The 12,609-nt window shown below is 61.1% G+C and carries 12 protein-coding genes; 2 read left to right on the top strand and 10 right to left on the bottom strand.

Annotated features, from left to right (window positions below; genetic code table 11):
• The 4 genes from OXF11_14255 to OXF11_14240 all read right to left on the bottom strand — a co-directional run.
• Positions 1-1,702 (bottom strand): putative Ig domain-containing protein (locus OXF11_14255; protein MCY4488259.1); only part of this gene is annotated, 1,702 nt, incomplete at its 3' end.
• A 696-nt stretch (positions 1,703-2,398) separates the two neighbouring features.
• Positions 2,399-3,700, bottom strand: a complete 1,302-nt coding sequence (aroA, locus tag OXF11_14250; protein ID MCY4488258.1) for a 3-phosphoshikimate 1-carboxyvinyltransferase — start codon at positions 3,698-3,700, stop codon at positions 2,399-2,401.
• 88 nt (positions 3,701-3,788) lie between these two features.
• Positions 3,789-4,166, bottom strand: coding sequence for a type II toxin-antitoxin system death-on-curing family toxin (locus OXF11_14245; GenBank protein ID MCY4488257.1), 378 nt, complete (start codon positions 4,164-4,166; stop codon positions 3,789-3,791).
• Positions 4,163-4,390, bottom strand: a complete 228-nt coding sequence (locus OXF11_14240; GenBank protein ID MCY4488256.1) for a hypothetical protein — start codon at positions 4,388-4,390, stop codon at positions 4,163-4,165. The genes OXF11_14245 and OXF11_14240 overlap by 4 nt, the downstream gene beginning before the upstream one ends.
• 392 nt (positions 4,391-4,782) lie before the next feature.
• On the opposite strand from OXF11_14240, the gene OXF11_14235 reads away from it, so the two are divergent.
• On the top strand, positions 4,783-5,754 hold the full coding sequence (locus OXF11_14235) for a thermonuclease family protein (GenBank protein ID MCY4488255.1): 972 nt from the start codon (positions 4,783-4,785) through the stop codon (positions 5,752-5,754).
• 66 nt (positions 5,755-5,820) lie between these two features.
• Here OXF11_14235 and OXF11_14230 read toward each other — a convergent pair whose 3' ends face one another.
• Positions 5,821-6,501 (bottom strand): HNH endonuclease, encoded by a 681-nt coding sequence (locus OXF11_14230; GenBank protein MCY4488254.1) that lies wholly within the window; start codon positions 6,499-6,501, stop codon positions 5,821-5,823.
• A gap of 84 nt (positions 6,502-6,585) precedes the next feature.
• Positions 6,586-6,756 (bottom strand): hypothetical protein, encoded by a 171-nt coding sequence (locus tag OXF11_14225; GenBank protein MCY4488253.1) that lies wholly within the window; start codon positions 6,754-6,756, stop codon positions 6,586-6,588.
• Here OXF11_14225 and OXF11_14220 point away from each other — a divergent pair.
• Entirely contained in the window at positions 6,755-7,639 is an 885-nt protein-coding gene (locus OXF11_14220) for an IS1595 family transposase (GenBank protein MCY4488252.1), read from the top strand. The two genes, OXF11_14225 and OXF11_14220, sit on opposite strands and share 2 nt — an antisense overlap.
• Here the strand turns inward: OXF11_14220 and OXF11_14215 are convergent.
• From OXF11_14215 to OXF11_14200, 4 genes are all read right to left on the bottom strand, one after another.
• On the bottom strand, positions 7,629-8,195 hold the full coding sequence (locus OXF11_14215; protein MCY4488251.1) for a hypothetical protein: 567 nt from the start codon (positions 8,193-8,195) through the stop codon (positions 7,629-7,631). The two genes, OXF11_14220 and OXF11_14215, sit on opposite strands and share 11 nt — an antisense overlap.
• A 64-nt stretch (positions 8,196-8,259) precedes the next feature.
• Complete coding sequence (locus OXF11_14210; GenBank protein MCY4488250.1) at positions 8,260-9,453, bottom strand: phospholipase D family protein; 1,194 nt, start codon at positions 9,451-9,453, stop codon at positions 8,260-8,262.
• The gene (locus OXF11_14205; protein ID MCY4488249.1) at positions 9,441-11,153 is read right to left on the bottom strand and encodes a restriction endonuclease subunit S; all 1,713 of its coding nucleotides are present in this window, start codon (positions 11,151-11,153) and stop codon (positions 9,441-9,443) included. The genes OXF11_14210 and OXF11_14205 overlap by 13 nt, the downstream gene beginning before the upstream one ends.
• Positions 11,150-12,607 (bottom strand): class I SAM-dependent DNA methyltransferase, encoded by a 1,458-nt coding sequence (locus OXF11_14200; protein ID MCY4488248.1) that lies wholly within the window; start codon positions 12,605-12,607, stop codon positions 11,150-11,152. The genes OXF11_14205 and OXF11_14200 overlap by 4 nt, the downstream gene beginning before the upstream one ends.
• Positions 12,608-12,609 lie beyond the last annotated feature (2 nt).

Below are 12,609 nucleotides of genomic sequence, written 5' to 3'. Positions count from 1 at the left end.
TGTTCGCATCCACCGTGCACACCCCCGCGGGAGACGCCGTATAGCTCAGCGTCGTCTGCGCCCCGGTGGGGCCGGTGCGGGTGGGATTGGCATCGCCGAAGGTCAACGGCGAAGGGGCATAGCTGAACCCGCTCAGGGTCTGGTCCCCCTTGGCCACCGCCGGGAAGGTGATCTCGACCGTGTCGGTGTTGCTATCGGTATCGTTCACCGTCACCGTGGCGCTGGCCGTGGCGCTGGCCGCGGTGCTCGGCGTGCCGCTGATGGCGCCGGTGGTTGCGTGGATGCTCAACCCCGGGGGCAGCCCGGTGGCGCTGTAGCCCGTGATGTCGGCGCTGCCCCCCGAGGGGGTCATGTCCGTGATCGCCACGCCCACCGTGAGCGTTCCCGGCGGCGTGTAGGTCGGCGCCGTGGGCCCGCTCGACGCCGCCATGACGGTGATGTCGAAGACGTCGTCGCGGCTGTAGCCATCGGCGTCGGTGGCGGTCACCTTCACCATCACCGTGTCGACGTCACCCTCCTGCGGCGTCCCCTCAAAGGTGCGCGTTGCGGGGTCGAAGCGCAGCCACGTGGGAAGACTTGTGTCGTCGGTCTGCTGGGCTGTATAGACCAAAGCCTGGGTCTCTGCGTCGGTAAAATCGTTGAACGTGTCTTCAGCAAACGTGAAGCTGAACGCCGTACCTGCCGTCGCCTTGAACGCCGTACCTGCCGTCGTGTCCTGGTCCAGGATCGGGTTCGACACCACGGGTCTGAACTTGAGGCCGCCTGCCGGCCAACCATCGAGAACCGCTCGTTCCTTCTCCTCCCCTAAGTCCGTGTACTCCACTTCCACCCTGAGCGTCCTGCCGACCCCTTCCGACGGGTACACCATTAGGGTCTCGCCGAATCCCTCGGGGGTGTCGTCTCCCGAGAAGAACCAATTGATTTCGAAAGCATCTTCGCCGGTTGGCAGGCCGTCGGCATCCATAATGGTGCTCGTGTCCACTGTCAGCACTACAGAAACGCGCGGCTCACCGATAATCGTCGGCCCGCCCGTTGGCGGATCGTTGATCGGGGTAACATCAATGGTCATGGTATACGCGTCGGCGCTCTCCGCCGTGCCGTCGTTGACCTTGAACGTGAAGCTCGCGTAGTTCGCGCCGTTGGCGTTCGCGGCCGGGGTGAACTGGAGGTTGCCGTTCTCGATCTGGGCCCTCATCGCGACGTCGTCCGCGGTCACCGAGGTCCCCGAGAGCGCGAGCGAACCGGCGGTTGGCAGTGTCACGATCTTCACGCTCTCCAGCCTGTCGCCGCTGTCCGAGTCCGCGAAGTTGAAGTTATTTACAGTGAATGTGTGCGACGTGTCCTCATCCGTCGTCACCGTGCGGTCCGAGGCCGTTGGCGCCGCGTTCTGGGCTTGTGCGGGGAGCGCCGCGGCACCGAGGAAGAAGGGGAACAGGAACGCCGAAGCGATGTGGCCAAGCCGCGCAACCGCGCTTGTCCCCATCCGCGGGCGACACCGCTTGCGCCGCCGCCGGTCCGCTTCCGCCGGGTGGGCAGGCGCCGTCCCCGTGCGGGGGCAGCCATTGCGGCTTCCCCGAGCCGACTCCTTGCCCCTGGCGTCGAGCGGACCGGTGTCCGATAGCGGGTGCCCGGCCAAGGAGGCGCCGCGAACGTCCCCGGCGGCCTTGATTCCACGGGTGTCTTGCATGCGGATTCCGTACATTCTGTTCTCCACTTCCGCTTCTCGTGCCGGCTCATCCGGCGCCCGATCGCTGACTGTCGCGTTTCGTTACAAAGCCCTCGGTCGCTCCCTTGAGCGGCACGCCGCTTCGAAGCCGAGCGCGGGGGGTCTGATTGTGTCCTGCTGTCCGGGGGAACGAGGTCGACGAACGCAAGCCGTTTGTCGGAGTTGCGTTCGTTCGCGGAGCGGCAAGCGGGATGAGCCTAATCAGTGAAGGCGCCCCCGCCGCGGCTGTCGCCGAGCCCTCTAGTGCCGGAATGTTCCGAATTGAACTGGTGAGAGACCGACCATCGCCACCGGGTCATTCGACCCCCTCACCCACGCATCCCGGAGCAAAATCTGTCGCACCCTAGCGAATTTTTTACGTTTATGCAATATCAATATTATATAGAAACGAGGCTCAGGCGCCGCGGACTCGTGGGCGAGCCCGAAGGAAACACGCCCTCAGGACAGGTGTAGCGAGGCGAAGTCAGGTGTAGCGAAGCGAAGGCAGGTGTAGCGAAGCGAAGTCAGGTGTAGCGAAGCGAAGGCAGGTGTAGCGAAGCGAAGTCAGGTGTAGCGAAGCGAAGGCAGGTGTAGCGAAGCGAAGTCAGGTGTAGAGAGGCGAAGGCAGGTGTAGCTAAGCGAAGTCGAGGGGCGCCGACACGGTCAGCTTCCGGACCGCCGGTGATCGGCTCCTCACCCCTCCTCGATGCTCAGAGAGGCCCCCAGCCGGTTCATGTCGTTGACGAAACCCGGATAGGACTGGACGAAGTTCTCGGCCCTGGACACCGTGATCTCCCGGTCTCCCTTGAGGCCCGCCACCGACAATGCCGTCGCCACCCGGTGGTCCAGGTACGCATCGAGCGTGGCGGAACCGCGATAGCCGCCGACCCCGACGATATCGAGGCCGTCGCGTCGTTCCTCGATGCGGGCGCCGATCTTGACCAGCTCCATCATTGAGGCGATCCGATCACTTTCCTTGTAGCGGACGTGCTCGCCGTTCACGATCCGTGTCGTCCCCTCGGCGAAACAAGCCAATACCGACAGGATGGGCACCAGATCGGGTGAGTGGGTCACGTCGATCTCCACCCCGCGCATGGGCTTCGAGCCGCGCACCCGGATCGTCTTGGCGTCCGCGTCGATGGTCAGATCGGCGCCCATTTCAAGCATGATGTCGACGATTCTCTTCTCGGGGTGAATGCTCGTCATGTCCAGGTTCTGCAAGGCAATGTCCGACCCCGGCGTGATGGCGGCGGCAACCATGGGCACCGACGCCACACAGAAATCGCCGGGAATGGTCAGGTTCGCCGGCTTGTACGTTTGTCCTCCGGGCACGGAATACAGATCCGGAGCGCGGCTCGCGTCATATTCGATCCCGAACGCGTCGAGCATCTGCAGGGTCATGTCGATGTAGGGCTTTTCGCGCAACGTATCGGTGACCCGGACGGTCACCCCGTCACGACTGAGCGGAGCGCAGATCAAGACGCCCGACAGCCATTGTGAAATAAAACCGGAGATCTCGGTTTCGCCGCCGGCGAAACCGCCGCCACGGACGATGATGGGCGCCGTCCCGTCGCCCTGGGCGGAATGGCACTGGACCCCCAGCAGAGACAGACTGTCCAGGAGCGCCCTCATGGGCCGCCTGCGCAGAGACTCGCCGCCCGTGAAAACCGTCCATCCCGGGCATGCCGCCGCGACCCCCAGCAAGAACTGAAGCGTGGTGCCCGAGTCGTCGACGTCGATGACGTCGCCGGGCGTACGATAGTCACCACCGTCAATGACGCAGGTATCGCCGGCGAACTCGATGGTCGGGCCGAACGCGGCGATGTTCTCGGTCGTCGAAGTCATCTTGCCCACGAAGGCCCCGGTCACGTCCGTGATGGTGCTCCGCCCGTGGGCGAGCGACGCCAGGATCATCGCCCGCGTGAAATGGTATTTCGACGAGATGACACGGATGGAGCCGTGCAGACCGTCGCAGGGTCCGGATTTGATGTTCATCGTGGCGTTCCTCAACTGGAAATTGCATGGCCGGCGACATGACGATTCTCGCAGGAGCCGCCAGAACGATGTTGTGGGCTATTTGTGCTCAGACACTCGCCTCGACATTGCGCCGAAGCCATGGCGCCAGCCTGTCAAAGCGGAACGTCCCGTCTTCGTACAATCCCGAGATGAAAGCGTAGGCATCCTCTGGGCTGGCCGTCAGCCGCACGCCATTGATCGCCAAGAACGTGTACGTCGCGGCAAAGGCCACGCGTTTGTTACCATCGACAAACGGATGGTTCTGGGCGAGACTCTCCCACAACGCTGCGGCTTCCTCCACGAGATCAGCGTAGTAGCCAGTCTGCGGCCTATAGAGCGCCGCCTCCAGAAGACCGGCGTCCCGAATCCCCTCCGATCCTCCGTACCGTTCAATCTGGTCCGCGTGAATGGCAAGGACTTCCGCCAACGTGAGGTAGTCACTCACTTGGCGAGCTTCTTGTAGAGCTCGCCGTACTTGTCATGACTGGCGAGATAAGCCGCCATGACTTGCGGCCGGGGTCGGGCTTGTCTTCGTTTTTCGATCAAATCGGCAAGTGCCTCATCCACGAGCGCCTGAAGCTGCCGGCCTTCCTGCTCAGCAATCGCGCGGATGGAGGACAAGATTTCGGAATTGACCTGGGTAGCGAACTTTTCACGAGTCTTGGACATAGCGCACTTCTCCTCGGGCAACTCCAGCATGTCATGACAAATCATGACGTGTCAAGAAAGTGCTCCGGCCAACTAGCGCCGAATACACACCTGTCGGAGTTGACAAACTACCGGCCAGCGATTTCGCCCCCCATCACCTTCGTCTCGGTTCTGTTCCCTTTGTTTCAATTTTGTGCCCTTTGCTACTCTTGGAAGGACGAGGGGCAGAACACTCACTGGGTCCCTTTCTGGCCAGAGAACTACGGAAACCGCGTATTGCAACCGCGGTGCGCCCCTCTCAGACGTCGAGGCCCGCTCGGGCCTTGATCTTTTTCCACGGCAACCCGCTTGGCCCACAGGTACCTTGGACACGGTTCTTGGATGCTGACCCGGTTCGAGGCCGGCATGAATTGATGATTCTCATCACCCTCTCCATTATCCTTTTGCTCCTGGCCGGATGCGGCGGCGGCAGCCCAACCCTACGGCCTCCCGAACCACCACCATCTCAGGACCTCCGCGTCGTTGACGCCGACACCATCGACATCGACGGCGTCCGCTACCGCCTTCACGGGATCGACGCCCCCGAGTCCTATCAAACCTGCCGCGCGTGGGGCCACACCTGGGAGTGCGGCAACGCGGCTACGCAGGCTCTCCGTTCCCGCATCGACAGCGCCGTCTCGTGCACCCATACCTCCACCGACCGGTACGACCGTGCTATCGGGCACTGCTCCGTCGGAGACGAGGACCTCAATGCCTGGTTGGTTCGCAACGGTTGGGCTATCGCCTACTACACCACCGACTATGTCAATGAGGAAGCCCAGGCCAAAGCCGCGCGCCGGGGCATCCACCGCGGCCAGTACGTCGAGCCATCCGCACGACGCAGGGGAGAGCGGCTGCAGGGCGAGGACACCCTGGCGTGGGTCGCCACGGGCCCGGTCGACGTCCCCGCGCTCGCCGACAGCCTTCTGTGGGGCGCCGTCATTGATGGCGAGATGCTTCAGGACAGCGTCTTCGGCCTCACCGACGCCGGCGCCGTCTCCTTCGGCGACTGGCAAGCCGTCAATCCCACCGAGACGGCGGCCTGGACAGGCTCCATGATCGCCAGGAACGCCGCAGGAGCCCGAACTAAGGGATCCGCACGCCTCACCGTCGACCTCGAGCCGCATCCTGAAGTCGATTTGACGCTCTCCAGCCCCAGCACAGGCCCCCTCACGTGGCAGGACGTCCCGCTTCACGCCGGTTCCTTCCAGTCCGACGACCAAACCATGCACGGACGCTTCTACGGACCTCGACAGACCGAGGCTGGAGGGGTGTTCACTCGGCATGGATGGGTCGGTGCGTTCGGCCTCATCGGATCACAGATCGAGCTTGCGACCGGCCCCTGATGGACGGGGAGGAATGACGTCAGCGCCCAGGCTGTCCCGGTCGTTCTCGCTCATCGCGATCACCCATCATCCCCTGAAACAGTGCTCATTGTGCCAGGTAAGGGCAACCGGATCGGGGCGCTGGGTGGCTTCACGCGGCGCGCTGATCCGCTGACCGTGTAGGGCATAGTAATCCCGGCCGTTGTCAAACTCTTCCTTGATGCGGCGGCTGACCTCGAAGTCGAGATCGGGCGTGACCGTCACATAACCGGCGTCGAACAGGCTGTGGATGTCGCGCCGCAGCAGGAGGCCGTTCCGGGCCTCGTGTTCGCCGCCATCGCCATAGGGACGGATATGCGCCGCCTCAAGCGCTGGCAGGGTCCGCTCCTGCGTGACAGCGCAACGCCGCCCATAAATGTCGGTCACCAGCACACGGAATGCCCCCTGCCCGAGGCGGAGCCGGATGAGTTGGGGCTCCCCGAACCGCGCCTGCTCTTCGGCTATGCCAGGGAACAGCTGCCGGGCCGAACGGTCGTTGACCGCCTCCCACAGGGCCAGCCCCTCGGCTTCGCCCGTGTTGTAGGTCTTGAACGAGACGATGTTCGGCGACCAGCTTTCCGGTACCGGAATCCAGTCGGCCTCGTCGAAAAAGAACGGTTGGGTCAGGATGCGGCAACCGAAGGCGAAGTCGCTACGGTCGTCCGGATCCGCCCCTGCCGAGGGTGCCCAGAAATTGACCTCGCTGAGGTCCGGCTGCCGCCGCAGCATCTCGAACCAGTCGTCATCGGTGACAGCGATGATCAGATTAATGGGTAATTATCTACTTGACCAAGTTGCATACATGATGTAGACTCAACTCATGTTTTGGTCGTTGTCGTCCTTCTTCGGGTCTTTGGAGCGTTCTTCCACCACCTTGTCCACTTCGGTCATGACTTCTTTGCCGAAGATGGTCTCCATGAGGTCGTGGTCATTCCGCTCCAGCGCGTCGGGTGGCAACTTCTTTTCCTTGGAGGGTTGAGTCATGGATCTCGTCTCCCTTATCGACAAGTTCAATTGTGACGACAAGTGCCGCGAGCTTCTTGAAGAACTCCGCTGGTCGAACGGTGTAGCATGTACCCGTTGCGGTAGCCGCGAACTGCTGGACCTTCCGAAACACAACCGTTGGGAATGCAAGTCATGTAACTACCAGTTCAGCGTGACGGCCGGAACCATCATGCATGATTCCCACCTGCCCCTGCGCAAGTGGTTCCTCGCTATTTACCTCATGTGCGAATCCAAGAAGGGCATTTCCGCTAAGCAAATGCAGCGTACCCTCGGAATCGCCTACAAGACGGCTTGGTATCTCTGCCATCGTATCCGCGAAGCCATGGGTAACGACCCCCTTGACGGCCCTACGCTGGTCGGTGTTGTCGAAGTGGACGAAACCCACGTGGGCGGCAAGGTGAAGGGCAAGGGACGCGGGTACAAGGGCAACAAGGCCATCATCGCCGGGGCGGTCCAGCGTGACGGGCAGGTTCGGCTTGAGCGTATCCCGGACGTGAAGCGCCACACCCTCCATGCCTTCATCAACCGCGCCGTCAAGGATGAAGCTGAAGCCATCTACACCGACGAACTCCAGTCCTACCTCGGGATTGCTGACCACAACACGCGGCACCAGACCGTCAATCACTCCATCGAGGAATGGGTTGTCGGCGACGTGCACACCAACAGCATTGAAGGAGCCTGGAGCCTGTTCAAGCGTTCGCTGGTGGGCGCATTCCACAAGATGAGCGTCAAGCATCTGGATCGTTACCTCGAAGAACTGGAGTGGCGCTACAACAACCGCAAGAACCCTCACATCTTCCGCGACACGCTGGCGCGGATCATGAACACTAGGCCGCTGGAGTTCCGGGAACTCATCGGCTAGTGTTCCTTGCCGTCAATTTGAGAGCTTCTGCGTTTGGATTTGTACTCCACCGCTGGTTAATCAACGCAATGCGCGCCTGCGCTTCCTTAATTCCGTACTTCTCTACCACGGGAATCATTCGGTAAAGTATTTGACCGGAAAAGTCTAAGTTATTCTGCGTCTTACCATCTACGGTCTCCGGGAATCTTGGAAGAAGCCTGTTTTCCCGTAGCTCATCTAGCTCCATACTAACAATTCCGCTCCACGCACTCATATTCGGCATAACGGTGTCGTCCTCAACTATTGCGTCTATATCAGCAGCGATTCGTCGCATTATGTTTGAATAATAGCCTCGCTTTTCCGTCACCTTGCGTTGAACAAACTGCGGTACATCTGTTATCAACAATTGCACCAACCATACGCCGAAACCAACGATCATCATAACGCCGAACCATGGCAACAGCGCCTGCATTATCGGCCAATTTGCCGCCACAAGAGTCACCACATCCAGAATGTCGTTGGGGAGCATAAGCCCACCAGCGAGGCCGGCAATGGAGATAGGGTATCTACGATCCATCCCATTGGCCTATCCCTTGTGTCGTGCTTTGTCAAGTGGATAATCGCCGAATTAATGCCCATACTCAGCCGCCATCATTCGATGCCGGAGCCGCCGGCAGGTCCGGCCAGTCCAGCCTGTCGAGCGTGTCCTGGGGAACCTTGCCATGGGCATCAAACGCCGCCTGAAGCCGGTCGCCAAGCCACGACCGGCCCGCCGGGGAAAGCACGACGGCGGCATGTTGCATGAATGCTCTTCGCGGGTTGGTGTTCTTCCCTTGACCGCGCGCCGCATTGCGTTGCGTCGGCGCGAACGAGTCGGCTTCCAGCGCGTCCATCAGTTCGTTGAGAGAAACCCCGTTCGCCATCGTACCGGCGATGAACTCGGCGTGATGGACTCGGATGTATCGTGGCCACTTTTCCTTCCACGACCTGCGCGCGATATCGGCGAATGTCGCATCGTCCCGGCCCGGCTCGTGCTTCATGCCGAGCGCACGGCCCAAGATGCGAATGTCGTTCGGATCGCGAGTCAGCCGGGCGATGAAAATGATGGCGTCCTTCTGAACCCCGCTCGGCCGCTTGGAGGCCGGATACGCGACGGTCCAGTGGCAGCCCGCCCGCTCGACCTCCTCGATAGTGGGGCACGACAGCGGAACGCGATTGTCGCCTTCCCCCAGAAACTTGACGAAGGCCTGCGGCGCATCGGCCACGGCAGCCGACAGTCCAACGGGAAAAGGATCGACAACTCCGGCATCGGCCCCGAAATCCCCAAGACCCGTACGTTCGCTCGGCCGGGCGCCCAGGGCGCGGTGGCGGGTGACGGTTTCCTCCCAAGCATCGACCTGATCGAGTACGAGGTCGTCTTCCTCGCGACGCCAAAGGTCATCGAAATAGGCCCGGCAGGTCGCGATGATCGGCGCATTCTCGGCCACCAGGCCGAACTCGTGGTTCCGGTCCAGCGATGACTTCGTAAGGTTGGCCGATGTGATGATGGCGCGGCTCCCGCCGAACAGATAAAGCTTGGCGTGAAGTCTACGGCTGTCCCGAACCCGCGCGCCAGCATCGAGCAGTCTGCGCAACGCCGCGACATCGCTGACACCCTCGGCGAAGTCGGCCAGGTTGAAGCGAGTAATGACCCGAACCTTGCCGGGTTGATGAGATAGCAGGCGGTCGAGAGCACCCACCTTGATGAACGGACAGATAACCCGAAGTGCGCTGACGTCCGCGAGCAAGGCGTCGGTCAGTTCCGTACCCCACCCCGCATCCATCAACCGGACCATCGTGCGGCCACCTCCCTTCCCTCAGGCGGCCCCAGCGCCTCGTGCAGCAAGGCATCCAGGAGGCGGGCACGGGTGGCGTCGGCGGTGGTGAGGGCGGTCTCCAGCCGGTCGCAGAGGGCCATTAGCTCATCGAGCTTGGCGACGATACGGTGTTGCTCAGTGAGGGGTGGGAGGGGGATCGGTAGATCGCGCAGGATCCCAAGATTCAAACCTTTATAGGCGATGCCCCGCAAATTGTTCTGAATGTGTCCCCAGAAATAAGGTGACAACATCAGGTAAACCAAGAATGGCCCAGACAGGTCGGCGGCAATTGGAATTACTGCAACCTCGCGAGCGACATTGAAGCCCCTCAGCTCTTCCGGTACCAATGAAACTCCGCCAAGTGTTCCGCGAACATTTATGACTACTTCTCCGCCTTCTAGGCGGGTTCGCGCATATTCGGCTTCGATTGCTTCATCGACTCTTCGAACGCCCGACAACTCGATGAAACCGGGACGCACATCGCTACACCGAAGTGTCGGAACGCCGCCTGTTTTCGGTTCAGCGCCTAACTTGATTACGCCGTAGGAGATCCGTCGTTCTGGATTGAGGATTTGCTGTACCTTTGTCCACTCCCAACCCTTCGGACACTCGAACGGAGTATCACCAGTGTCTTCGACCTTGGTCTGGCGAACAACGCCAGAAGACGCACCAAGATTCCGCAAGAGATCGGCAGCTGGTTCGTCTGCCGGGTCCTGTTCGACCAGTTTTCCTCGAACTGCGAGATCTAGGATGGTCTGGTGGAGGGATTTCATCCGGTCGGGTCGGGTGACGAGCAGGGCGAGGTTATTGAGAGCGAAGATGACGTGGTTCTGAAATGCCGCCGGGTCGGGATCGGGCGCGCCCAAGCGGGCGAGGCTCGCCGCCGCCAGCCGGTCCCTCGTTACCTCTCGCTCTGTCCGTGCTGCCTCCAGCCGGTCGCACAGCGCTATCATTTCATAGACCTTCGCGGCGATGCGGTGTTGTTCAGCGAGGGGTGGGAGCGTCAAGGCAACTGCCTCTAGCCTCGGCTTTGTAATGTGTTGCAGCCCGGCCCCCCCATGGGCTTTCTCGATCAGTTCGAGCAGTCGGGCGTTGATGGCGATTTTCAGGAAATGCTTGTCGAACACACCCCCTAGTAAGTCTGACTTGAAGATGTGCTGGTTCAGCACTGCTGGTCCGCGGTCCCAAATATGTGCGCCAAACGATGTTCCGGGCGTGCCGGACCAGCTAATCAGAAAATCGCCGGTATCAATGAGAAATTTTGGTCTCACTTCACCATCAAAGCGGTTGAAGGGTGCTTTAGGGTCGTTTAGGTTCTGGATGCGAACGATTTGAAGTCCGCTCTCAGTCCAATCAGTGGGCTTGAATGCGCGACCGTTGATGAGATCGATTGCTTCTCCGAGTCGCACCAGTCCCCAATTCTGCGGAACATCGAACGGCACATCCTCGTCCGTTGTCTCGGGCCATTTCTTGATCCTTTTGATCTCGCCAGCATCTAACCGCCTCTTCCAATCGGCTTGGATGAGATTGCGAAGTTCAGCGCCATGTCCGTCCTTAGGGTCCTGCTCCACCAACCTACCGCGCACGGCCAAATCGAGGATGAACCGCCGCAAACGCCGGATGGCGTCGGGCGCATCGGAGATGTGTTCGTAGTGGGCGAGTAATCGGTCGGCGTTCAACTCGACAGCGCCTCCGCCAGGATCGCCTTCAACTGATCGCGCAGGGATGCCGCCTCTGCCTCGGCGACCGTCAGGTCCGCCAGCAGTTTCTCGGGGTCGCCGTGATCGCCGACAACAGTATGCGGGTTCTTGATGTCGAGGTTATAGCCGCGCGCCTTGATGTCGTCGGCCGCCACCTTCCAAGCGCATTCCGTATCCTCGCGGTCCTCGCGTTTGGCGCCGCCCCACCAGTCGATGCAGCCTTGCAGATGCTCGAGCCGGATCGGCCGGGTCATAGAATAGGCCTTTTGACCCTCGGGCACGAGGTGTTGGTAAAACCAGATGTCCTTCGTCGGCTCGCCCTTCTCGAAGAACAGCAGGTTGGTGCCGATTGAGGCATAGGGGCGGAACACGGAATTAGGCAGACGGACGATGGTGTGGAGGTTGCACTCCTCCATCAGGTGCTCCTTAAGCCGGGTCTTGACGCCTTCGCCGAACAGCGATCCGTCTGGCAGCACCACGGCAGCGCGCCCGCCCGGTTTCAGAACGCGCACGATCAGGGCGAGGAAAAGGTCCGCCGTTTCCTTGGTGCGGAAGTCCTGCGGAAAATTGGACTCGATGCCGTCCTCCTCCTTGCCGCCGAAGGGCGGGTTGGTCAGCACGACATCCACCCGATCCTTCTGTTCCCAACCGATATACGGGCGGGCCAGGGTGTTGTCGTGGCGCACGAAGCTGGCGTCCTCGATGCCGTGCAGAAGCATGTTCGTGACGCAGAGCATATGGGGAAGCTGTTTCTTTTCGACGGCACGAAGCTCGGCCTGCATGTTTTGCTCGTCCTCGGGCTTCTTGACGTAACGGTTTCGCATGTGGTGCAGCGCGCAGGTCAGAAAGCCGCCGGTTCCGCAGGCGGGGTCGAACAGGGTCTCACCGGGATGCGGGTCGATGCGGTCGACCATGAAGGCGGTGACGGCACGGGGTGTGTAATATTCACCCGAATTGCCCGCCGATTGCAGGTCGTTGAGGATTTGTTCGTAGATATCGCCGAAATGCTGGCGTTCAGTCAGATTGTTGAAGTCGATCTCGTTGATCTTGTTCACCACCTGGCGCATCAGCTGGCCGGATTTCATGTAGTTGTAGGCGTCCTCGAACACGTCGCGCACGATGCGGCGACGGTCGCCGGGCTGGCCGGTCATTGACAAGTTCTTCAGGGCCGGGAAGAGGTCGTCGTTGACGAAGGTCAGCAGGGCGTCGCCGGTCATTCCCTCCGGATTCGCCGCCCAAAGGCGCCACTGATAGGCCTGCGGGATCGGCGAGGTGTAGTCGTCGCGCATCAACTCCAATTCCTGGTCCTGATCGTCGATAATCTTCAGGAAGAACATCCAGCAAAGTTGACTGATGCGCTGGGCGTCGCCGTCCACGCCGGTGTCCTGGCGCATGATGTTCTGGATGGACTTGACGAGGGTGCGGACGGACATAC

The organism is Deltaproteobacteria bacterium, assembly GCA_026712905.1.
Taxonomy (GTDB): Bacteria; Desulfobacterota; Binatia; order UBA9968; family JAJDTQ01; genus JAJDTQ01.
The sequence above is the reverse complement of the archived record's forward strand: the minus strand, read 5'-3'. Positions and strand labels throughout refer to the sequence as shown.

What these genes read in the sequence shown, in the direction of transcription:
- aroA (MCY4488258.1), bottom strand. Translation starts at nt 3,700, where the DNA reads ATGAACATCAAATCCGGACCCTGCGACGGTCTGCACGGCTCCATCCGT.
- OXF11_14240 (MCY4488256.1), bottom strand. Translation starts at nt 4,390, where the DNA reads ATGTCCAAGACTCGTGAAAAGTTCGCTACCCAGGTCAATTCCGAAATC.
- OXF11_14235 (MCY4488255.1), top strand. Translation starts at nt 4,783, where the DNA reads ATGATTCTCATCACCCTCTCCATTATCCTTTTGCTCCTGGCCGGATGC.
- OXF11_14230 (MCY4488254.1), bottom strand. Translation starts at nt 6,501, where the DNA reads ATGCTGCGGCGGCAGCCGGACCTCAGCGAGGTCAATTTCTGGGCACCC.
- OXF11_14220 (MCY4488252.1), top strand. Translation starts at nt 6,755, where the DNA reads ATGGATCTCGTCTCCCTTATCGACAAGTTCAATTGTGACGACAAGTGC.
- OXF11_14225 (MCY4488253.1), bottom strand. Translation starts at nt 6,756, where the DNA reads ATGACTCAACCCTCCAAGGAAAAGAAGTTGCCACCCGACGCGCTGGAG.
- OXF11_14215 (MCY4488251.1), bottom strand. Translation starts at nt 8,195, where the DNA reads ATGGATCGTAGATACCCTATCTCCATTGCCGGCCTCGCTGGTGGGCTT.
- OXF11_14210 (MCY4488250.1), bottom strand. Translation starts at nt 9,453, where the DNA reads ATGGTCCGGTTGATGGATGCGGGGTGGGGTACGGAACTGACCGACGCC.
- OXF11_14200 (MCY4488248.1), bottom strand. Translation starts at nt 12,607, where the DNA reads ATGTCCGTCCGCACCCTCGTCAAGTCCATCCAGAACATCATGCGCCAG.